The following is a 20,488-nucleotide window of genomic DNA, read 5'->3' as shown; positions in this document are numbered from 1 at the left end:
CGCCAGTTGCGCGGCAGATTGCCGCGACATCGATAGCGGTGGATCCCAGCCGTCGGTAGCCCCATCAGAATCGTTGTTCGGGCGTTCTGAAATCACAACGTAGCCAACGTGTTGCGTGCGATCTATACATCGACCACGGTTGACCGCCCTACGCTAGAGGGCATGTCCGGCCCGTCTCCGCGGTCGCGGTCTACGGTTGCCAACCTGGCCATGCATTGTGTGCTGGCCGGATTGCTCGCGGCGGTGTTGATGTTCCCCGTCGTCGGCGGTGTCGGGATCATGACGGCGCGGCTGTCCGACACGGTGGCACAGGATTCCGCGGAGGTCCTCAAAGGGGACGCACCGATCGTCACCACCATGGTCGACTCCTCGGGCCAGCCGATCGCATGGCTGTACGAACAGCGTCGATGGGTGGTGCCCATCGACCGGATCGCCGACACCATGAAGCTGGCGATCGTGTCGGTCGAAGACAAGCGCTTCGCCGAGCACAACGGGGTCGACGTCCAGGGAACGCTGAACGGGCTCTTCGGCTACATGCGGGGCATCGACGACGTGCGCGGCGGATCGACCATCGAGCAGCAGTACGTCAAGAACTACAACCTCCTGGTCAAGGCGAAAACCGATGCCGAGCGGCGCGCGGCCGTCGAGGTCAGCCCCGCGCGCAAGCTGCGGGAGATCCGGATAGCACTCGCGATGGACAAGACACTCCCGAAGGGGGAGATCCTGGCCCGGTATCTGAACCTCGTGTCGTTCGGCAACGGCGCATTCGGGGTTCAGGACGCGGCGCGTACCTACTTCGGCGTCGATGCCGCGGACCTGACGTGGCCGCAGGCCGCCCTGCTGGCCGGCGTGGTGCGGTCCACCAGCGCACTGGACCCGTACACCAACCCGGACGGCGCCCTCGCCCGGCGCAACCTCGTGCTCGACACCCTGATCGACTACCTGCCGGACCGGGCCGAGGAGCTGCGCGCCGCGAAGGCGGCACCGCTGGGGGTACTCCCCCAGGCCGACCCGCTTCCGCAGGGCTGCATCGCCGCGGGCGACCGCGCCTTCTTCTGCGAATACGTCCTGAATTACCTTGCGCGGGCGGGCCTCACCATGCAGGACGTCGCGCGCAACGGGTATCTGATCCGCACTACGCTCAATCCCAAGGTTCAGGACAGTGTCAAGAGGGCCATCGAGAAGTACGCGGACCCCAACGCCCCCGGCGTCGCGAGCGTGATGAGTGTGATCACGCCGGGCAAGGACACGCACCGGGTGATCGCGATGGGCGACAGCCGCACGTACGGACTGGACCTCGATGCCAACCAGACCGTGCAGCCCCAACCCTTTTCGTTGGCCGGTGACGGCGCCGGGTCGATCTTCAAGATCTTCACCACGGCCGCCGCGCTGGACATGGGAATGGGCATCAACGCTCAACTCGATGTTCCCGGAACATTCATGGGCAAGGGCCTGGGCAGCAGCGACACCCCCGGTTGCCCGAGGGAAACCTGGTGTGTGCGCAACGCGCACGGTTTCAAGAGCCCGCTGAGTGTCACCGACGCCCTGGCGCAATCGCCCAATACCGCGTTCGCCAAACTCATCTCACAGATCGGGGTGCCGCGCGCGGTGGACATGGCAGTCCGACTGGGATTGCGGTCCTATGCCGAACCTGGCAGTGCCCGCGATTACAACCCCGACTCCAACGAGAGCATCGCCGATTACGTCAAGCGGCAGAACATCGGATCCTTCACCCTCGGCCCGCTCGAGCTCAACGCACTTGAGTTGGCCAACGTCGGTGCGACCCTTGCCTCCGGCGGCACCTGGTGCCCACCGAACCCGATCGACAAGATCTTCGATCGGAACGGCCGTGAAGTAGGTGTGCAGACTGTCCCCTGTGACCAGGCGGTACCCGAAGGCCTGGCCAACACGTTGGCCAACGCGCTGGGCAAGGACCACTCGAGCGGAACCGCCGCCGGCGCAGCGAGTTCGGTCGGCTGGAAACTGCCGATGTCCGGGAAGACCGGCACCACCGAGGCGCACCGGTCATCTGGCTTCCTCGGTTTCACCAACCAGTACGCGGCCGCGAACTACGTCTTCGACGACTCCTCCTCGCCGTCGGGCTTGTGCTCGTACCCATTACGCAAATGCGGCGACGGCACCCTGTTCGGCGGTACGGAGCCCGCCTTGACGTGGTATGCCGCAATGAGTCCCGTCGCCGACGACTTCGGCCCCATCGCCCTGCCTCCCACCGACCCGCGCTATGTCGACGGTGGCCCCGGCGGCGAGGTGCCGAGCGTGTCCGGGCTGAAGGTCGACGATGCCCGTAAACGCCTGCTGGACTCCGGTTTCCGCGTCGCCGACAGAACCACTCCGGTCAACAGCAACGCCACCAAGGGTTCCGTGATCGGGACGACGCCGAGCGGCAGGACCATTCCCGGCTCGATCATCACGATCAACACCAGCACCGGGTATGTGCCACCGCCGCCGCCGGTATTCGTGCCCGGACCCGAGCTTCCGCCGCCACCCACCCTCAACGAGCTGGGGCCTCCCCCACCGCCCAACGTCATCGAGATCCCCGGGCTGCCGCCGATAACCCTGCCGGCGCCACCTCCTCCGCCACCACCCCCGCCCCCACCTGCGTGACGCCGGGGGCCGGCCGCTAACGCCAGTAACCCTCATGGGGCTGCGCCGCTTCATCTTCCAGCAGCGGGCCGATCACCGTGATCGCCCGCTGACCGTGCAGAAGGATGTCCCGGCAGGGCAGCGCGAACGACCCTTGCTTCGGATTGTCGCCGGTGAACTCGAACAGGCGACGCACCGACAAGCCGTAGACGACCCTGCCGATCCCGGTCCAGTAGGCAGCACCGGAGCACATGACACACGGCTCGGTGCTCGCATACAGCGTCGCGTGATTCATCCCGTCGGTGCCCAGCACGCGCCATGCCTCCGCGACGGCCGTCAGCTCTGCGTGCTGGGTCGGGTCACCGTCAGCGAGTGCCGACGTGTTGGCGCGTTCGACGACCACAGTGCCGCCTGCATCGGCGACCAGCGCACCGTAGGGAGCGCTGCCGCTCTGCCGGGCGTCCTGCGCCAATGCGAAAGTGCGCCGCAGCAGCGCAAGATCGGCATCACTGGGGGCAGGCTCGGCGTGGGCTCGCCCCGAACCCACGCCCGTCGCGCCGGCCAGTCCGACCAACGCCCCAGCTCCGAGCAGCACCGTCCGCCGGTGCAGATTCGCCATGATCGAGGATGCTAGCGGCGCCGACGTTCCCATAGGTTTGAATATCGACGGTTCTGGCAATTCCTGTCGCCGACAACACTTCAGTTGCTCTCAAGAGGATCGGACTGACCATGATTGTGCTCGGCATCGTTCTTTTGTTGATTGGCTACTTCGCCGGGATCTCGATCCTCTACACGATCGGCGGCATTCTCCTGGTGATCGGGATCATCCTGTGGATCCTCGGCGCCGTCGGGCGCCCGGTGGGTGGGCGAAAAGTCTGGTTCTAGCGGGTTTGCGAATGCCCGCGTGACGGCTCCCGGCTCCGTTTCCATCTGGACCGTAACCTGATGACAAGCAACTGATTTCACGCTCTAGATGTAACTCCCAGACAGGTTGTGAACGGCGTGGTGAGCGGAAGTAGGTGAGGACCTCCGGTATCGGTGTGGTTACCAAATACGCACATCCGATTACCGAGAGGTCCTCATGGTCCACGCTAATGCTTCGTTGACTCCTCGTGGGCGGTTGCGGCTTGCGCAGGCGGTTGTTGATCAGGGCTGGAGTTTGCGGCGCGCGGCTGAGCGGTTCCAATGTTCGGTGGCCACAGCCAAGAAATGGGCCGACCGTTATCGCGACGGTGGCGAAGCAGCGATGGTAGACCGGCCCAGCCGGCCGCATCGCAGTCCGTTGCGGTTGCCGAAACGACGTGAGCGGCGCATCGTCAACCTGCGCTTCACCCGGCGCTGGGGCCCACATCGCATCGCCGCTTACCTGCACCTGCCACGCTCGACCGTTGAGGCGGTGCTGCGCCGCTACCGGATGCCATTGCTGCGGCACCTGGACCAAAACACCGGGTTACCGGTACGCCGGCCCAAACCCCGCCGCTATGAGCACCCGGCTCCCGGCGACTTGGTCCATGTCGACGTCAAGAAACTGGGCCGCATCCCCGACGGGGGCGGCCATCGCAAGCTGGGTCGCCAAGCCGGCCGGCGCAACCGCTGCGGCATGGGATACACGTTCTTGCACCACGCCGTTGATGACCACTCCCGGCTGGCCTACTCCGAGGACCTCACCGACGAACGCAAAGAAACCGCCGCGGGATTCTGGAAACGCGCCAACGCGTTCTTCGCCGACCACGGCATCACCGTCAAACGAGTGTTGACCGACAATGGATCCTGTTACCGGTCAAAGAATTTCGCTGAAGCGCTCGGCCCCGACATCACCCACAAGAGGACCCGGCCCTACCGGCCACAGACCAACGGCAAAGTCGAGCGATTCAACCGCACCCTGACCACCGAATGGGCCTATGCGCAGACCTACCGCTCTGAGGCCGAACGCGCCGGAACCTACCAGCACTGGCTGCATCACTACAATCACCACCGACCCCACACCGGCATCGGCGGAATGACACCAATCGAGCGCCTACGCGTTCACAACCTACCCGTGAAGAACATCTAGAGTTGCGAATCATCCCGGAACGGTGACCGGATTTATCGGAGCCAACCCTGTGGCGAGTGTGTAGGTTAGCTCGGCGATCGCCGTGGATCGGCGGCGAAACCTACACACTCGCCACAGCATTCGTAGGGCAGGCCTACGAGATTATCGGTGGCGCATCGATGCGTGCGGAGATCTGCTTGACGATCTTGGCAGCCGAATCGGCCGGGTTGGCGCTGCAGGTATTGACGTCGACCACGATGTTGTTGTTCGCGGTCAACGCCCGACCACATGCCCAACCGCCCGCCTGGGCGTTGGACTGGGTTGCCACCGTGCTCAGCACACCGCCGTCGGTCGAGATGGGTCCCACGTCCCACAGAGTGCCGGTCTGCGTGTGGGTGTAGTGCTTGCACGACGGCCACTGCTGTACCGAGAAGTTGTAGAAGGCCTTGGCCTGTTCAGAGTCGGCGAATCGAACCACCGCCTGCTTGGCATAGTGAGCGAGGACGTCCGGTTCGCTCAGCGACACCTCTTGCTCATCGGTGAATCCACTGTCGGCATAGACGGGCGCCTGCGCGGCACCGTCGATCGCGAGGCACTCACGGGGCGCCATCGTCCCGCTGTCATCGGACATTCGAGAGTCGGTACCCGTGACGGTCATTCCCCCCGCGGCCATGGCCGCGTTGATCTGTTCGGGCGAAAGCAGCAATCGGGGCAGCGTTTTCTGTCTCAGCGGCGTCGGGGGAAACGACGTGATCATCGGGGTGGTCGGGGTATTCTCGGCCGCTTGTTCCGTTGACTGACCGCAGCCCGCGGCAAGGGCGCAAGCAGCAGCAATGGTGATCACGGTGGTCGCTGTGCGCATTCGTAGTTCCCCCATTTCTGCGCCGCCACATCGAGCCAGGGTGGTGTCGACCCGTAATGGATGTATCCAGGGAAACAGCGAAGGCGTACTCAGCGCAGAACATTTGTCGTAAAGGTCAAAGACTTTCCGAAACCGTTATCGAAACACCATCAACCACGGGGTCTCCTTACGGTGACGGGCCGTGTCCGCCATGAGATCTCCTGCGAGCACGCAGCTCTGCATTCCCCACATCGCACACGATGCACGGTTGCCGTCAGCCATGCACCTTCCAGATTTAGCAAACCACACTTGATCCAAACCACCGCGCCCTTCAGCTTTGCCGACGATGTTGCTGAATGCTTTCGACCTGGCCTCGGGGTTCCTGTTCGCTCGGCGAAGATATTGACCCTCATCACGATACTTTCGCTTCAATTAACTGGTAATTGACGAGTCAATCACCGTCGGCTTAGAGTCCCGAGGCAGGATGGGCGGGCGTTACTGACCTTATCAATAGTTTGCTGATCGGGGGTCACATGAGGAACAGTGGGAGCGATCTGTCTAGTGGGGCAAATTTTCTTCATCCAGATCGGCAAAGCTTCCGGCTGAGTTGGACTGCACGTTGGCTCGCCGTCTTGTGCGCTGTGGCCATTACGGTCAGCGGGCTGCACCTGATCGCACCCACTCCGCAGCAGCCCGACGGTGGCGTGGCGGTGACAGCGGCATCAGCGGTCGAAGGGTTCGCCGATGGCGCAGTTGCCGCGTTCGGAGACTCGGCGGTGGGTGCAACAACCCAATAACTTTACGGACGCGGCACGCAGCCAGGCCACGGATGGCGTCCGATCCCACAGGACGAGCGACCGCTCCAACAGCAGCAGCCAACGGGGCGCCGACAAGGCAGGGAAGAAAGACCGCAAGTCAGGTTCCAAGAAGCAGCGCGGCAAGAAGAGCGAGAAGAAAAGAACGAAAAAGAAGAAGCAGAGCAGCCGCCATAAGAAGCGCAAACGAAATAAGGGATCGAACTAATCAGATTGTGAGCCGCCATGAGCACAGCACCGTCAAATAAGCTGATCGCCGAACTATCAGTCTTCCCCGATCACGGCACGATCGTCATCGGAGATGCTGGCGAGAGCGTGTTGCCCGACAATCCGCCAACGCGCGGCGAAGCCTTGGCCACCGCAAGTGAGCACACTCTGCTCATCCTCACCATGACCGCCGATACGGCCGACGACCTGGGACGTGATGTCGCCGTGCGGGTTTATCGAGGCTCTGATCCTGCAGGACTCGGTGACCTGGCCTTCGACGGCACCCTGACCTTCACCGAGCCGAACCTGGCAATCGGCGAAATATTGGATACCGCCGAGGATCGCCGCAAAGTCCCGATCAACCGGACAGGACGGGTCCCGCTCCACGTCTACGCACGTACCACGATTCCCGGAGTCCCGGCCAGCGACGCAACAGATATCAACATCCTGCTCGATGACGTCGAGTGACCCGATGAGCGTTGCCCTCAAGCCAAAAGGATAGACATAGTGCCAGACCCGCAGAACGTGTTGATTCTGGAGGCGGAAGTGTTTCCCGACTACCACCGGGTCCATATTGAGGATTTCGACACTTCCGACGGTGCGGAGTCTGGCGAGTCGCCGTGCACCTACACGGACCATTCTGTGCTGGTGAAGACCATAACCTCGGATGAAGCAATTGACAGCGACACCGACATTCGAGTGAGGATTTACAAGGGAACGTCCGAACACTCTCTGTGTGAGCGCATCTATTCGGGCGAATTGACCCTCGACAGTGGATATCTCGCGGTAGGAAATTCAGAAGACACCATCGCCAAGTGCCCCTTTGAGCTCGGTGAAACGATCCATCTCCAGATCTTTGCGGACAGGCCGTCAGCAGCGCGTGAGGTCAACGTACTGATAGATCCCAAATGATCACGGCCAACTCGATGGTGGGGCGGGCGGGGCTCGAACCCGCGACCAAGGGATTATGAGTCCCCGGCTCTAACCAACTGAGCTACCGCCCCCGGGCGCATCTGCGCCGCAATATGGTCGCACACGCCGCAGGCACAGACGCCAATGAGGGGCCGCAGGCAGGCTTGTCGCGGCTACGCTCACCCCATGATCCGCTTTCTGCTGCGCATCGCGATCTTCCTGGGCTCATCGGCCATCGGCTTACTCGTCGCCGCGTGGCTGGTTCCCGGGGTCTCGGTGTCGGCATGGGGCTTCGTCACCGCGGTGGTGATCTTTGCCGTCGCGCAGGCGATCCTGTCGCCGTTCTTCCTCAAGATGGCCAGCCGCTACGCGTCGGCGTTCCTGGGCGGCATCGGGCTGATCTCCACCCTGGCCGCGCTGATCCTGGCCTCGGTGCTCACCCACGGCCTCACCATTCGCGGCATCGGCTCCTGGATCGCCGCCACGGTGGTGGTCTGGCTGGTCACGGCCGTAGCGACGGTGGTGTTGCCTGCGCTGTTCGTCAAGAAGAAGGTCGCCTCGAAGTAGAGCTCGTCGGTGGGATCATGGCGGACGTGCCTTCTCATGCGTTCGCCTCGGACAATGCCGCGCCCGCACACCCGAAGGTGATCGACGCGATCGTCGCGGCCAACGACGGCGCCGTCGCGTCCTACGGCAACGATCCCGTCACGCAGCGTGCGGCCGAGGCCATCAAGACGGCGTTCGACTCCCCCGGCGCCGAGGTGCTGTTCGCGCTCACCGGGACGGCGGCCAACATCATCGCGCTCGCCTCCGCGGTGCGGCCGTGGCAGGAGATCCTGTGCAGCGATATCGCACACTCACTGGTCGACGAGGCCGGCGGCCCGGTCCGGCTCTCCGGCGCTCCGGTGACGAAGCTGCCCAGTGACAACGGCCTGATCGACCCGGCAGTGCTCGACGTTCACGTGGTACGCCGCGGGCCGGTGCATCACTCGCAGCCGCGCATCGTCACCATCACCCAGTCCACCGAGAACGGCCGCGTCTGGACGCCGCAAGTCATCAAGGGCTTCGTCGACCACGCCCACGATCTCGATCTGCTCGTTCACATCGACGGCTCCCGCATCGGCAATGCGATTGCCGCACTGGACATCTCCGCCCCAGATGCCATCGCCGATGCCGACATCGTCACCGTCGGCGGTACCAAGAACGGCATGCTGATGGGCGACGCGATCCTGGTCCGCCGCCCCGAGCTGTTCGACGGAATCCACTTCGTGCAGAAACAGATTGGCCAGCTTGCCAGCAAGCAGCGTTTCATCGCGGCCCAGTTCGAGGCGATACTGCGCGACGGGCTGTGGCTGCAGACGGCCGCCCATGCCAACCGGATGGCCACCCGGCTCAGCACCGGCTTGCAGGCACTCGGCCTGACGCTGGCCTCCCCCACGGAAGCCAACGAGATCTTCGTCGACCTCGACCCCACCGCCTACGCCGCGGTCTCGTCCGGTTACGCCGTCCACCGGCCCGACCCACTAAAGCCCACCGTGCGGTTCGTCTGTTCGTGGGCGACCACCGAGGCCGAAGTCGACGGCGTTCTGGAATTGCTGGCGTAAACCGGCGCGCCGCGCGGGACCATGAAGCGATGAAGGCGTCGCGCCTCGTCGTCGCATCGGCACTGGCCATCGTGGCATGTTCAGCGCCGGCGCCGCCTGCCCTCAAGACCATCGACGCCGCCAACTTTCAGACGGTCGTGGAGAACGCCGCCACCGCGCTACGGGTGCCGGGAGCATTGGTGCTGCTGCAGACCCCGCAGGGCACGTTCATCGCCAAGGTCGGCACCACCGAACTGGGCGCGGCCTCGCCTCCGCAACCCGATACCCACTTCCGGATCGCCTCCAACACCAAGACAATGACGTCCGCGTTGATCCTGCTGCTGGCGCAGGACGGCAAGGTCACGTTGGACAACCCGATCTCGGAGTACGTCCTCGACGTACCCAACGGCAACGCCATCACCTTGGCCGATCTGCTGACGATGCGCAGCGGGTTGTACTGCTACACGTTCGATCCGGCGCTGTCGTCCCAGCTCGACGCGGACCAGGCCCGGGTCTGGACCCCGGCGCAGTTGCTGGCCATCGCGTTCGCCCATCCACCGAATGCGCCGCCGGGCACCACCTATGAATACTGCAACACCAACTACGCGCTGCTGGGCCTGGTGGCGGAGAAAGCCGGCGGCTCACCGCTGGCCGAGCAGTTCAACCGCCGCTTGTTCGGCCCGCTCGGCATGGACGACACCACGCTGCCGGCTGCCGGCGACACGTCGCTGCCCGAGCCCTACTCGCATGGCTACATGTACGGAAAGACGTTGTACGCGTTGGCCGATGAGCCCTACCCAACGGATCTGGTGGCCGCGGCGCGAGCCGGAACGCTGCAGCCGATCGATTACACCCATCAGAATCCGTCGTACGCCACCGCGGCCGGCGGTGCCATCTCCACCGCCGACGACCTGGCGATCTGGATCCGGGCACTCGTCACCGGCACGGTCTTCGACGACCAGTTCACCCAGCGATGGCGCGACAGCCTGCGCCCCGAAGATCCGGACCACCCCGACGGCCAGCAGTACGGCTACGGCATCAGCTATCAGCGCTTCGGGCCACGGGCGGCGATGTACTACCACGGCGGCGAACTTCCCGGGTTCAACTCGTTCATCGGGTACGACCCGGATAACGATGTGGCGCTGGTCATCTGGACCAACCTGACGCTCTCACCGGAGGGCAAGACCACGGCCAACGCACTGCTGCCCACGGTGCTCGACCAGATCTACACCGGTTTGAACCTGGGTTAGCTGTAGATCGGCTGCCCGTCGGCGCCGAGTCGGTACTCCTCGGTGCCCTCGTCGATGCGCGCCGCGTCGGCGCCCAGGGCGACGGCCACCTTGTTGCACGCGTTGCGCATGACATCGAGGGTCAACTCGACGGCCTCGTCCTGCGAGAAGTGTTGGCGTAGTTCATCACCGGACACCTGGGCCGGGGTCCAGATGAGCGCGTCGACGTAGCGCAGCGCGGCCTTGTGGCGATCGGACAGGTCAGAATTCTCGAAGTCGTCGATGCCGTCATAGTCCGACTCGGTGGCACCGGCCTCCAGTGCCGCGGCCTCCCGCAGCGACTTGCACAGTCGGCAGTTGTGCTGACGGGCCCCGCGCAGCCTCACGATCTCGGAGGTCACCGGGTCCAGTTCGCGCAGCCGACCGACGGCGGGGACAAAGGTGTCCAGCACATAGTCCGCCGGGTTGGTGTCGTGGTCCCACACCACGTCGCCGGCGGGCCAGGCCACGTCCAGGGCCGACAGCCCGGCGCGCATCCGCGGCACGAAGTCGGCCACATAGATCAGCGTCGTCACCGTGAACACGTCCCGCCCGAGAAGATCGGCGAACGCGGCCCGCTGCGCGGTGTTGATGCCCGTGACGTCGATGCTGAACTGCTCGGCGAACTCGGTGACCAGCGGGTCGACGGCACCGCCGCGGGTCTCGGCCGGCAGGGGCGGCAGCCCCAGCGTCGAGGCACACACTTCACGGACCGCGGCGTTGATATCGGCCAGCCGCGGCGGCGATACCGCGACCAGGCCGGTCAACTCACTGAGCACATCGGCAGACACACCGGCAGTATCCATCAACACGGGCGTCGTCGTGCGATTACCTGGGCTCCGATTCCAACACCTCCAAACCGGAGGCATAACTCTCCTTGACCACGTCCAGGTGGACCCAGCTGTCGACCACGCCGACCCCGGGCAGCGCCCGGATGGCGTCGAGGATCTCGACCAACTGCGCGGCCGAAAACGCCCGCACGGTGGCCAGCAGATCGAACCGGCCGAGCGTGCGGGCCACGAAGATCACCGACCGCATGCCCCGTAGCGCCGACACCACCTCGTCCCCCGCTCCGGTCAGCCGGATACCGAGCCCGAGCGCACTCTGACGGTCCTGCCCGGAATGGCGGACCACGGCACCGATGCGCACCACCTGCGACTCCACCAACCGCACCACCCGCCGTCGCGCTCCGGCGGGTGAAAGTCCCACCGTCTCGGCGAGATCCACATAGGAGGCCCGTCCGTCATCCTGCAGCGCGCGCAGCAGGGCCAGATCCAGATCGTCGACCTCCACGCTGACGTCACCGACCGGCCCGACAACGTCGCGCAATACCTCGACATAGGTGAGTGTGTCGACACCCACGACCCCTGCCATCTCGCGCAACTCGGCGATCACGCCGTCGATGTCTCGGATCGACCCGACCCGCACCTCGGCGATCAACCCGTACGCACCGCTCGTCAGCGACAGGAACGCGACGTCGACGCGCTCGGCCAGACTCGAGGCGATCCGCGCCACCGGCCCGGCGACCATCACGCTCACATGGGCCAGCGCTCCACGGCCGAGCACGGCGGGATGCACGACGCCGCGGATCACGACCTGCCCGCCGTCGATGAGGCGCTGGGTCCGGGCCGCCGCCGCCGATCGCGATAAGCCCACGCGCTGGGCGATATCGCGGTGAGTCAGCCGCCCATCACCTTCGAGCAGGCTGATGATCGCCTCGTCCACCTCGTCCATCGGGGCACCGCCTGAAAATCGGTCGAAGAATTTTCGTCACAAATCTACCGGCAAAAAGATCGCCGAATCGCTAATAAGGCGCTTCTTCTGATCCAAATGACGCATACAGCAGGCATATCAAAACTATCTACGCCTGAGTCACGATCGAATCGATTGCATGCTCTGATCTGCGGGTTTACCGTAACCCACATCACATTCACATCGGGCAATGCGTCCTCGCCCCGAGTGACAACAGACCCGAACGCGCCCCAACCGCAGAGGAAGTGACAGCATGACCGCCCCGATCGGCCCCGTCGACGCGTCGAAGATCCCCCGCTTTGCCGGCCCGGCCACCTTCGCCCGCCTGCCCCGTCTCGACCAGGTGACCATGGCCTCCCAGAAGGCAGATGTCGTCGTGGCCGGGGTGCCCTTCGATTCCGGTGTCTCCTACCGGCCGGGCGCCCGGTTCGGCCCCACCCACGTGCGCGAGTCCTCACGCCTGCTGCGTCCGTACAACCCCGCCATGGATGTGTCCCCGTTCGAGCTCATCCAGGTCGCCGATGCCGGCGATATCGCGGTGAACCCCTTCAACATTCACGAGGCCATCGAGACCATCGAGGGTGCGGCCCGCGACCTCACCGCCGACGGCACCAAACTCGTGACCATCGGCGGTGACCACACCATCGCGCTGCCCTTGCTGCGCGCGGCCGCCGCCAAGCACGGCCCGGTCGCGCTGGTGCACTTCGATGCCCACCTGGACACCTGGGACACCTACTTCGGCGCCGAGTACACCCACGGCACACCGTTCCGCCGCGCCGTCGAAGAAGGCATCCTCGACACCGAGGCGTTGTCGCACGTCGGCACCCGCGGGCCGTTGTACGGCAAGAAGGATCTCGAGGACGACCGCCGGTTCGGATTCGGCATCGTCACCTCGTCCGACGTGTATTACCAAGGCGTGCGCGAGGTTGTCGACAAGCTCCGGCAGCGGCTCGGGAACCGGCCCGTCTACGTGTCGATCGACATCGACGTGCTCGACCCGGCCCACGCCCCCGGCACCGGCACCCCCGAGGCCGGCGGCATGACCAGCCGTGAGCTGCTGGAGATCCTGCGCGGGTTCCGCGGGCTGAACCTGGTGGGCGCCGACGTCGTGGAGGTCGCCCCGGCCTACGACCATGCCGAGATCACCGGCGTCGCCGCGTCCCACGTCGCCTATGACCTGGTGTCCCTGCTGGCCTTGGGGCCCGATGCGTAACGGCGGCGACCTCGTCGTCGAAACCCTTAGCGCGCTGGGTGTCTCGCATGTATTCGGCATCCCCGGCCAGAATGCGCTGGGCCTGTTCGACGCCATCCGGCGCAGTGACCTGACGTTCGTCAGTTCGCGCGTGGAGAACAACTCCGCGTTCGGCGCCGATGGCTACAGCCGGGTCACGGGCGAGGTCGGTGTGCTGTTCCTGTCCACCGGGCCAGGTGCGTTGACCGCGCTGGGCGCGCTGCAGGAGGCCTACGCCACCGGGGTGCCGGTGCTCGTGATCGCCAGCCAGGTACCGCGATCGGGTATGGGCCTGCGCCGCGGCATGCTGCACCAACTCGACGATCAGAAGGCCAGCGCGGTCAACGTCACCAAAAGCGTTGCCACCGTGCGCCACGCTGCCGAGATTCCCAGCTTGATCGCCGACGCCTACGCGTTGGCACGCTCAGCGCCCGCCGGGCCGACCTGGGTGGAGATCCCGCAGGACGTCCTGTTGGAGCCGACGACGGTGCCGCCGGTGGCCGCGCTCGATGTGGCGCCGACGCAACGCGGCCCGCGGTCCGAGTTGATCCGGGAAGCCGCGGCACTGCTGAATTCCGCTCAGCGACCGGTCATCTTGGCCGGCGGCGGTGTCCGCCGGTCAGCCGGAGGACCCGAAGCGTTGGTGGAGCTGGCCGAAAAGCTGGGTGCGCCCGTGGTATCCACGGTCGGCGGCAAAGGCGCCATCGCCTTCGACCACCCGCTGTCGGCTGCCTCGTGGATCGAGGACCGCTACACCACCGAGATGCTGGAGGACGCTGACGTACTGATAGCCGTCGGCACCGCGATGGGTGAGGTCACCAGCAACTACTTCACGTTCGCCCCGCAGGGCCGGCTCATCCACATCGACGCCGAGGCGCGCGTGCTGGAGGCCAACCACCCCGCGCTCGCCATCCACGCGGATGCGGCGCAGGCCATGAAGGCATTGACCGAGCACGTCGACGCCCGCGACAACTCCGCGGGCGCCGCTCAGGCTGCGGAGTTGCGAAAAGCCGTGCAGGACCGGCTTGCCGGACAGGACCTGGCCACCGAACTTCGTCTGATGGCCGACCTCCGGGCCGCCGTACCCTCGGGCACCGACACCTTCTGGGATATGACGATTGCCGGCTACTGGGCCTGGTCGGTGTGGGACCCACAAGATGGCGGGTTCCATTCCGCCCAGGGCGCAGGCGGTTTGGGTTACGCGTTTCCGGCCGCGCTTGCCGCGGCGATCGCCACCGGCCGGCGCACCTTCGCGGTGTCCGGTGACGGCGGGAGCATGTACTCGATCGCCGAACTGGCCACCGCCCGTCAGCACGACGCCAACGTCACCTGGCTGATCGTCGACGACGGCGGCTACGGCATCCTGCGCGAGTACATGACGGCCGAGTTCGGCACCGCGACCGCCACCGAACTGGCCCGCCCCGACTTCGCCCGACTCGCAGCCAGTTTCGGGATCCCGGCCCACACCGCCACGCCCGACAACGTCGGAGAGATCGTGGCCGCCACATTCGGCACCGACGGTCCCGCCGTGGTTGTCCTGCCCGCAGTGCTGAAGATGTTCGCTCCCACTCACCTCTGACCGAAGGATTGACATCGTGGGTAAACCAGTCGATATCGCGATCGTCGTGATCTATCTCCTCGCGATGCTCGCCTTCGGGTTCTGGGGTAAGTCCCGGACCAAGGACTCCGCGGACTTCCTGGTCGCGGGCCGACGCCTCGGGCCCACGTTGTACACGGGCACCATGGCGGCCGTCGTACTCGGCGGCGCCTCGACCGTCGGCGGTGTGGGCCTGGGCTACAAGTGGGGGGTTTCCGGCATGTGGCTGGTGGTGGCAATCGCCATCGGCCTGCTGGCCCTGAGCCTGTTCTTCGCCGGACCCATTCAGCGCCTTCGCGTCTACACCGTCGCGCAGATGCTGAGCCTGCGCTACGGAGTCGACGCGACCTCGGCTTCCGGGCTGGTCATGGCCGCCTACACGCTGATGCTGTCGGTCACCTCGACCATCGCCTACGCGACGGTGTTCAACGTGCTGTTCGGCACGGGCCGAACGCTTTCGGTGATCATCGGCGGCGTGGTCGTCATGCTGTACTCGTCGATCGGCGGCATGTGGTCCATCACCCTGACCGACATGGTTCAGTTCGTCCTCAAGACGATCGGCGTGTTCTTCCTGCTGCTGCCGTTCACCTGGCACCGGGCCGGCGGCTTCGACGGCATCCGGGAGCGTGCCGGTGATGCGGTGTTCGACCTGACCGCGATCGGCACCGACACCATCATCACGTTCTTCGTGGTCTACAGCTTCGGAATGCTGATCGGACAGGACATCTGGCAGCGGGTGTTCACCGCACGCTCCCCCCAGGTCGCCCGATGGGGTGGAACGACGGCTGCGCTCTACTGCGTGCTGTACGGAATCGCCGGGGCGTTGATCGGCTTGGCCGCATCGACCTTCATGCCCGACGTCAAGGCCAAGGACGACGTGTACGCCCAGATCGCGGAAGCGATTCTGCCCGTCGGGATCAGCGGCATCGTGCTCGCCGCGGCCGTCGCCGCGATGATGTCGACCGCATCGGGCGCGCTGATCGCGACCGCCACGGTGGCCCGCACCGACATCAAGCCGCTGCTGCTGCGCCTGGTGGGGCGCAGTCCTGCCGAGGCCGAAAACCCGGAGGTGGACGTGCATTCCGACCGCCGCTATGTTGCGGTGCTCGGCGTCATCGTCATCATCATCGCCGCACTGCTCAACGACGTGGTCGGTGCCCTGACCATCGCCTACGACATCCTCGTCGGCGGCTTGCTGGTGCCGATCCTCGGCGGGTTCCTGTGGAAGCGGGCCACCGGTGCCGGTGCGCTGGCGGCGATGGCGGTCGGCACGCTCGTCACGCTGGGCACCATGGCGGTCGTCGGGGACGTGCTGGCCAACGAGCCCATCTACTACGGCCTGGTTTCCAGCCTGATCACGTACATCGTTGTCAGCCTGGCGACTCCCCGCACGTCCACGGAGGTGCTGCAGGTGTGGGACGACCGGCTGGCCGGACGCGATACCGCCGAGGTCGACGAGGTGGCCGCTACCTAGCTCCGTCCCGTTCCCACGGCCAGGTCATGAGCGCCCACACCACAGTCACCAAGGCACTGGCCACCAGGACGTAGACCGGCCACGGCCCCATCAGATCGAGCAGCGACGCGGTGGCGGGCTTGGCGTTGAGGAACCCATAGTTGGTACCTGCAATGCCGTTGAACGCCATGGTGACTCCGGCCCACAACGTGGTCACCACCACCACGAATCGATAGTCACGCCAACGGGGGCGCATGCCGCGACCCCAGGTCAGATAGATCGCCGCCCAGACCACGAGCAGGTGGATCGACCAGAACGCCAGGAACTCGTAGTGCGGGAAATCCGGGCTCTTGAGCACCGGCGAGATCAGCGCCTGCGTGCTCAGCACCAGACCCCAGTAGTAGGTGAGCACATACGCCCAGTGCCGCTGCGACCACAGCGCGTAGGCGCCGACGACGGTCGCCAAGTCGGTCAACCGCAACGGCACGGACCGTTCGATGGACGGCGGGATGAGCGTGTAGGCGAGCATCGCGACGTAGATCGCGGCCGTCAGTGCGCCGAGGATGCGGCCGAACACCCGGGATTGGCGTTCGGTCTGACGGCGGCCCAGCCAGACCACCAGCACCGCCCCGACGACAAACACGGCGATGGCGGCCCAGTGCGACGGACCGTAAGCCGTGAATTGCCGCCCCGACAGCACATCGGCCTCCCTAGCTCATTGCGCTTGGCTCACCGAGGACATGTGGAAGTCCGGGATCCGCAGCGTCGGCATGGACGCGCGGGTGGCCCAGTCACCCCATTCGCGCGGCAGGGTGACCTCACTGATGCCGGCTTCCGTGGCGCGCCGCAACAGATCCAGCGGGCTCTCGTTGAACCGGAAGTTGTTCACCGCGGCGGTCACCTCGCCGTCTTCGACCAGATAGACGCCGTCCCGGGTCAGCCCGGTGAGCAGCAGTACGGTCGGGTCGACCTCGCGGATGTACCACAGTGTGGTCAGCAGCAGGCCGCGTTCGGTGCCGGCGATCATATCTGCCAATTCGGTTGTGCCACCGGTCATCAGCAGATTGTCGGCGGGCACCGCGACCGGCGTGCCGTATTCGGCGGCCACGGCCCGCGGATAGGCAAGTGCGTTGACCACCCCGTCGCGGATCCAGTCCACCCGGCCGATGTCCATCCCGTTGTCGAAGATCGACACCCGCTCCGAGGAACTCGGCACGGCGACGAACGGTTGGCAGGCCAATGACTGCGCGAACGGGTCGGAGTACAGCGTCAGGCCCAGATCGGTGAGCTTCTCCCCCACCCGGGTCCCGCCCGGCGCCGACAGCGCGCTGCGCCCTTCCTGCGCCCCGCGGCCGTCCATCGCCCAGGTCAGATAGATCATCATGTCGGCCACGGTCGAGGGCGGCATGAGCGTCTCGTAGCGGCCGGCCGGCAACTCGACGGTCCGCTGCGCCCACCCCAGCTTCAGCGACAGCTCGTCCAGCATCGAATCTACCTGTACGTCAACGAAATCCGGGGTGCTCACCCCGGCCCACACACTCGCCCCGTCGCGCTTGGCGTTGATCTCCACCGATCCGGTCGGCTGGGTGTAGCGACGGCGCAGGCCCGTCGAGGTCGCCAGGAACGTCGTCTCCATGACGTGGCGCGCATATCCGTAGAGCTGGTCGGAACCGGCGAAGCCCTTGGCCAGGTCTTCGGCGATGCCGGTGAACACCCGCGCACCGGTGCCCACCACCGGCGCATCCCAGTCAGCCGGCGACCCCGCACCCGGCAACGGCGGTGCGGCATCACGGGCCTCGGGTGAGGCCACCGCGGCGCGCTGGGCGGCGGCCACCAGGTCGGGGATCACCGCCGGATCCACTTCGGTGGAGCGCACCGATCCGACATGCGCGGTGTCCCCTCGGCGCACGATCGAGATCACCGTGATGGTGCGGCTGACCGTCTCACCGTTGGTGGTCATCGAGTTACCGGCCCACCGCAGCGATGCGTCGGCCCGCTCGGTGACCAACACAATCGTCTCTGTGCCCGGATCAGCTGCGGCCAAGGCGATGTCGACGACCTGCTGTGCGCCGATCATCGGCCGCCCTCCGTCCGGGTGTTCAGTACGTTGATGCCGCGGAACAGGGCGCTCGGGCAGCCGTGGCTGACCGGGGCCACCTGCCCGGGCTGGGCCTTGCCGCAGTTGAACGCCCCACCCAGGCGCCAGGTCGACGGTCCGCCGACAGCCTCCATCGCGCCCCAGAAATCGGTCGTGGTGGCCTGGTACGCCACGTCGCGCAACTGCCCGTCGAGCCGGCCGTCGCGAATCCGGTAGAACCGCTGGCCGGTGAACTGGAAGTTGTACCGCTGCATGTCGATTGACCAGGACTTGTCGCCCACGACGTAGATGCCGTCGGACACCCGTGAGATCAGATCCTGCGTGCTGAGATCTTCCGGCCCCGGCTGCAGCGACACATTGGCCATCCGCTGGATCGGGACATGGTGTGGCGAGTCGGCATATGAACAGCCGTTGGAACGGGTCTGCCCGAGGCGGGGAGCGAACACCCGGTCGAGCTGATAGCCGACGAAGACGCCGTCACGCACCAGGTCCCAGCTCTGCGCCCGCACCCCCTCGTCATCGAAACCGACGGTGGCCAAGCCGAATTCCACGGTGCGGTCCGCCGTCACGTTCATCACGGGCGAGCCGTAACGCATGGTGCCGAGCTTGTCCGGGGTGGCGAACGACGTCCCGGCGTAGGCCGCCTCGTAGCCGATCGCCCGGTCGTATTCGGTGGCGTGCCCGATCGATTCGTGAATCGTCAGCCACAGATTGGACGGGTCGATCACCAGGTCGGTGGGGCCCGCGACCACTGAGGGCGCCTTGGTCTTCTCGGCGAGCAGTGTCGGCAGCTCGGCCAGCTCAGAAGTCCAGTCCCACACGTCGTCGCCGGCCAGCGCTTCCCAGCCCCGCGCCATCGGTGGGACCAGCGTGCGCATCGTCTCGAACGACCCGGCCGCCGAATCGACGGCGACCGCCTCCATCGTCGGCATCACCCGCACCCGCTGCTGGGTGATCGAGGACCCGAAGCTATCGGCGTAGAAACTCTGCTCCTTGACCGCGTGCACTCCCGCCGACACGTGGTCCACACCGTCGGCCGCCAGCAACCGGCCGGAGTATTCACCGAGCAAGGCGATCTTGTCGGCGGCCGCGACGATGAACGGGTCGACACCGTAATCGGACACCCAGGTCACATCGGTATAGACCGGTTCGCCGGCCAACTCGATGCGCTCGGCGTTCAGCGGAGCGAGCGTCGTGGCCACCTGCACCGCGCGGCGGGCCGTCTCGGCCGCCACCTCGGGCGCGAGTTCGGCATGGGAGGCGAACCCCCACGCGCCGTCCACGATCACCCGCACCGCCAGGCCCACCTCGCGGTTGACCACAGACATCTCCAACTCGCCGTCGCGCAATTGGATGATCTCGGTGGTGATGCGGTGAATCCGCAGATCGGCATAGCTGGCGCCGGCGGCGGCCGCCGCGGACAGTGCCGCGTCAGCCAACTCGAACCGGGGCAGCTCCAGGAAGTCGGCGTCCACGCGTCGTTGAGCTGTCACGCTCCTACGGTAGCGGCGACGCGGGGTGACTTGGTTCAGGCGGGAGCAACGCGGCGCAGCCAGGCTTCGACATCGCGGTGGCGGGTAAAGCGGACGATGTGCAGGTGGGGCACCTGCGATCCCAGCGCAGGGACGGTGTCGCGGAGCTTGTTTCGGGTGCGGAATCCCCAGCGCAAGATGTGATCGCGATCGGTGAAGATCGTGCGCAGCGGCGGTTCGGTGTTGCCGTTCCACAATTCGAGGCGGCCGAGGCGTCGGCGAAGGGTGCGCCGCGTCAGCTGGCGCAGCGCCACCGGGGTCGGCAGGTCCAGCCACAGCAGCGTGTCCGCACGCGCCAAGATCTGGCCGCGCACGGCGCGGTACTGCCATTCGATCACCCAGGAATCTCCCGCGATGAACCGCTCGACGTCGCCGATGAACGTGGTTCGCGGTTCCCACCCGGGCCCGTGATAGAGGCTGTCGATCTCGACGTACGGAAGATCGAAAGCGCGCGACAGACGCGTCGCAAGAGTTGACTTGCCCGAACCCGATACCCCGGCGACGGCGATGCGCCGCGGCTCCCAGGTCACTGGATCTTGAGCCGTCAACACCCGACCGATCGT

General features: G+C 65.8%; 20 protein-coding genes and 1 tRNA gene. 12 read left to right on the top strand and 9 right to left on the bottom strand.

What is annotated here, in order from left to right:
* Positions 1–162: 162 nt before the first annotated feature.
* The gene (gene ponA2 / locus ACNQVK_RS16430; RefSeq protein WP_418030362.1) at positions 163–2,625 is read left to right on the top strand and encodes a transglycosylase/D,D-transpeptidase PonA2; all 2,463 of its coding nucleotides are present in this window, start codon (positions 163–165) and stop codon (positions 2,623–2,625) included.
* Positions 2,626–2,641: 16 nt separating this feature from the next.
* On the opposite strand, the gene ACNQVK_RS16425 is transcribed toward ponA2, so the two are convergent.
* A complete protein-coding gene (locus ACNQVK_RS16425; RefSeq protein ID WP_418030361.1) occupies positions 2,642–3,223 on the bottom strand; it encodes a nucleoside deaminase in 582 nt (193 codons plus the stop codon).
* Positions 3,224–3,333: 110 nt separating this feature from the next.
* Between ACNQVK_RS16425 and ACNQVK_RS16420 the strand changes: the two genes are divergently transcribed.
* The gene (locus ACNQVK_RS16420) at positions 3,334–3,489 is read left to right on the top strand and encodes a hypothetical protein (RefSeq protein WP_110918226.1); all 156 of its coding nucleotides are present in this window, start codon (positions 3,334–3,336) and stop codon (positions 3,487–3,489) included.
* Positions 3,490–3,685: 196 nt separating this feature from the next.
* Positions 3,686–4,657 (top strand): IS481 family transposase, encoded by a 972-nt coding sequence (locus ACNQVK_RS16415; RefSeq protein ID WP_047328152.1) that lies wholly within the window; start codon positions 3,686–3,688, stop codon positions 4,655–4,657.
* Positions 4,658–4,790: 133 nt separating this feature from the next.
* Here the strand turns inward: ACNQVK_RS16415 and ACNQVK_RS16410 are convergent, their stop codons facing one another.
* Positions 4,791–5,498: a sensor domain-containing protein gene (locus ACNQVK_RS16410; protein ID WP_418030360.1), complete on the bottom strand. Its 708-nt coding sequence runs from the start codon at positions 5,496–5,498 to the stop codon at positions 4,791–4,793.
* A gap of 723 nt (positions 5,499–6,221) precedes the next feature.
* Between ACNQVK_RS16410 and ACNQVK_RS16405 the strand changes: the two genes are divergently transcribed.
* From ACNQVK_RS16405 to ACNQVK_RS16395, 3 genes are read left to right on the top strand one after another with little or no spacing between them, the layout of a single operon-like run.
* On the top strand, positions 6,222–6,500 hold the full coding sequence (locus ACNQVK_RS16405; protein WP_418030359.1) for a hypothetical protein: 279 nt from the start codon (positions 6,222–6,224) through the stop codon (positions 6,498–6,500).
* Positions 6,501–6,517: 17 nt separating this feature from the next.
* On the top strand, positions 6,518–6,967 hold the full coding sequence (locus ACNQVK_RS16400; RefSeq protein WP_418030358.1) for a hypothetical protein: 450 nt from the start codon (positions 6,518–6,520) through the stop codon (positions 6,965–6,967).
* Positions 6,968–7,006: 39 nt separating this feature from the next.
* A complete protein-coding gene (locus ACNQVK_RS16395; protein ID WP_418030357.1) occupies positions 7,007–7,411 on the top strand; it encodes a hypothetical protein in 405 nt (134 codons plus the stop codon).
* Positions 7,412–7,426: 15 nt separating this feature from the next.
* Here the strand turns inward: ACNQVK_RS16395 and ACNQVK_RS16390 are convergent.
* Positions 7,427–7,503 (bottom strand) — tRNA-Ile (locus ACNQVK_RS16390).
* 94 nt (positions 7,504–7,597) lie between these two features.
* On the opposite strand from ACNQVK_RS16390, the gene ACNQVK_RS16385 reads away from it, so the two are divergent.
* The 3 genes from ACNQVK_RS16385 to ACNQVK_RS16375 are packed head-to-tail and all read left to right on the top strand — an operon-like array spanning position 7,598 to position 10,244.
* On the top strand, positions 7,598–7,978 hold the full coding sequence (locus tag ACNQVK_RS16385; RefSeq protein WP_418030356.1) for a phage holin family protein: 381 nt from the start codon (positions 7,598–7,600) through the stop codon (positions 7,976–7,978).
* A gap of 17 nt (positions 7,979–7,995) precedes the next feature.
* Positions 7,996–9,015, top strand: coding sequence for a threonine aldolase family protein (locus tag ACNQVK_RS16380; RefSeq protein ID WP_418030355.1), 1,020 nt, complete (start codon positions 7,996–7,998; stop codon positions 9,013–9,015).
* 29 nt (positions 9,016–9,044) lie between these two features.
* Positions 9,045–10,244: a serine hydrolase domain-containing protein gene (locus tag ACNQVK_RS16375; protein ID WP_418030354.1), complete on the top strand. Its 1,200-nt coding sequence runs from the start codon at positions 9,045–9,047 to the stop codon at positions 10,242–10,244.
* Here ACNQVK_RS16375 and ACNQVK_RS16370 read toward each other — a convergent pair.
* Together ACNQVK_RS16370 and ACNQVK_RS16365 are read right to left on the bottom strand one after the other, a co-directional pair.
* Positions 10,241–11,068, bottom strand: a complete 828-nt coding sequence (locus ACNQVK_RS16370; protein ID WP_418030353.1) for a carboxymuconolactone decarboxylase family protein — start codon at positions 11,066–11,068, stop codon at positions 10,241–10,243. The two genes, ACNQVK_RS16375 and ACNQVK_RS16370, sit on opposite strands and share 4 nt — an antisense overlap.
* A 22-nt stretch (positions 11,069–11,090) precedes the next feature.
* The gene (locus ACNQVK_RS16365; protein WP_418030352.1) at positions 11,091–11,996 is read right to left on the bottom strand and encodes an Lrp/AsnC family transcriptional regulator; all 906 of its coding nucleotides are present in this window, start codon (positions 11,994–11,996) and stop codon (positions 11,091–11,093) included.
* Positions 11,997–12,267: 271 nt separating this feature from the next.
* Between ACNQVK_RS16365 and speB the strand changes: the two genes are divergently transcribed.
* The 3 genes from speB to ACNQVK_RS16350 are packed head-to-tail and all read left to right on the top strand — an operon-like array spanning position 12,268 to position 16,316.
* Positions 12,268–13,227: an agmatinase gene (gene speB / locus ACNQVK_RS16360; RefSeq protein ID WP_418030351.1), complete on the top strand. Its 960-nt coding sequence runs from the start codon at positions 12,268–12,270 to the stop codon at positions 13,225–13,227.
* On the top strand, positions 13,220–14,824 hold the full coding sequence (locus ACNQVK_RS16355; RefSeq protein WP_418030350.1) for a thiamine pyrophosphate-binding protein: 1,605 nt from the start codon (positions 13,220–13,222) through the stop codon (positions 14,822–14,824). Before speB ends, ACNQVK_RS16355 begins: the two co-directional genes overlap by 8 nt.
* A 16-nt stretch (positions 14,825–14,840) precedes the next feature.
* Positions 14,841–16,316 (top strand): sodium:solute symporter, encoded by a 1,476-nt coding sequence (locus tag ACNQVK_RS16350; protein ID WP_418030349.1) that lies wholly within the window; start codon positions 14,841–14,843, stop codon positions 16,314–16,316.
* Here ACNQVK_RS16350 and ACNQVK_RS16345 read toward each other — a convergent pair.
* The 4 genes from ACNQVK_RS16345 to ACNQVK_RS16330 are packed head-to-tail and all read right to left on the bottom strand — an operon-like array spanning position 16,309 to position 20,476.
* Positions 16,309–16,995, bottom strand: coding sequence for a TIGR02206 family membrane protein (locus tag ACNQVK_RS16345; RefSeq protein WP_418030348.1), 687 nt, complete (start codon positions 16,993–16,995; stop codon positions 16,309–16,311). The two genes, ACNQVK_RS16350 and ACNQVK_RS16345, sit on opposite strands and share 8 nt — an antisense overlap.
* A 15-nt stretch (positions 16,996–17,010) precedes the next feature.
* A complete protein-coding gene (locus ACNQVK_RS16340; protein ID WP_418030347.1) occupies positions 17,011–18,372 on the bottom strand; it encodes a metallopeptidase TldD-related protein in 1,362 nt (453 codons plus the stop codon).
* On the bottom strand, positions 18,369–19,886 hold the full coding sequence (locus tag ACNQVK_RS16335; protein ID WP_418030346.1) for a TldD/PmbA family protein: 1,518 nt from the start codon (positions 19,884–19,886) through the stop codon (positions 18,369–18,371). The genes ACNQVK_RS16340 and ACNQVK_RS16335 overlap by 4 nt, the downstream gene beginning before the upstream one ends.
* 35 nt (positions 19,887–19,921) lie before the next feature.
* Positions 19,922–20,476, bottom strand: coding sequence for an AAA family ATPase (locus ACNQVK_RS16330; protein ID WP_418030345.1), 555 nt, complete (start codon positions 20,474–20,476; stop codon positions 19,922–19,924).
* Between the last annotated feature and the right edge of the window lie 12 nt (positions 20,477–20,488).

The organism is Mycobacterium sp. 134 (assembly GCF_048282715.1).
Taxonomy (GTDB): domain Bacteria; phylum Actinomycetota; class Actinomycetes; order Mycobacteriales; family Mycobacteriaceae; genus Mycobacterium; species Mycobacterium septicum.
This window is presented reverse-complemented; position numbering and strand designations above follow the sequence as displayed.

Excerpts from the sequence above, each read along its gene's own strand:
- ponA2 (WP_418030362.1), top strand. The coding sequence starts at position 163 with ATGTCCGGCCCGTCTCCGCGGTCGCGGTCTACGGTTGCCAACCTGGCC.
- ACNQVK_RS16425 (WP_418030361.1), bottom strand. The coding sequence starts at position 3,223 with ATGGCGAATCTGCACCGGCGGACGGTGCTGCTCGGAGCTGGGGCGTTG.
- ACNQVK_RS16420 (WP_110918226.1), top strand. The coding sequence starts at position 3,334 with ATGATTGTGCTCGGCATCGTTCTTTTGTTGATTGGCTACTTCGCCGGG.
- ACNQVK_RS16415 (WP_047328152.1), top strand. The coding sequence starts at position 3,686 with ATGGTCCACGCTAATGCTTCGTTGACTCCTCGTGGGCGGTTGCGGCTT.
- ACNQVK_RS16410 (WP_418030360.1), bottom strand. The coding sequence starts at position 5,498 with ATGCGCACAGCGACCACCGTGATCACCATTGCTGCTGCTTGCGCCCTT.
- ACNQVK_RS16405 (WP_418030359.1), top strand. The coding sequence starts at position 6,222 with ATGGCGCAGTTGCCGCGTTCGGAGACTCGGCGGTGGGTGCAACAACCC.
- ACNQVK_RS16400 (WP_418030358.1), top strand. The coding sequence starts at position 6,518 with ATGAGCACAGCACCGTCAAATAAGCTGATCGCCGAACTATCAGTCTTC.
- ACNQVK_RS16385 (WP_418030356.1), top strand. The coding sequence starts at position 7,598 with ATGATCCGCTTTCTGCTGCGCATCGCGATCTTCCTGGGCTCATCGGCC.
- ACNQVK_RS16380 (WP_418030355.1), top strand. The coding sequence starts at position 7,996 with ATGGCGGACGTGCCTTCTCATGCGTTCGCCTCGGACAATGCCGCGCCC.
- ACNQVK_RS16375 (WP_418030354.1), top strand. The coding sequence starts at position 9,045 with ATGAAGGCGTCGCGCCTCGTCGTCGCATCGGCACTGGCCATCGTGGCA.
- ACNQVK_RS16370 (WP_418030353.1), bottom strand. The coding sequence starts at position 11,068 with ATGGATACTGCCGGTGTGTCTGCCGATGTGCTCAGTGAGTTGACCGGC.
- ACNQVK_RS16365 (WP_418030352.1), bottom strand. The coding sequence starts at position 11,996 with ATGGACGAGGTGGACGAGGCGATCATCAGCCTGCTCGAAGGTGATGGG.
- speB (WP_418030351.1), top strand. The coding sequence starts at position 12,268 with ATGACCGCCCCGATCGGCCCCGTCGACGCGTCGAAGATCCCCCGCTTT.
- ACNQVK_RS16355 (WP_418030350.1), top strand. The coding sequence starts at position 13,220 with ATGCGTAACGGCGGCGACCTCGTCGTCGAAACCCTTAGCGCGCTGGGT.
- ACNQVK_RS16340 (WP_418030347.1), bottom strand. The coding sequence starts at position 18,372 with ATGATCGGCGCACAGCAGGTCGTCGACATCGCCTTGGCCGCAGCTGAT.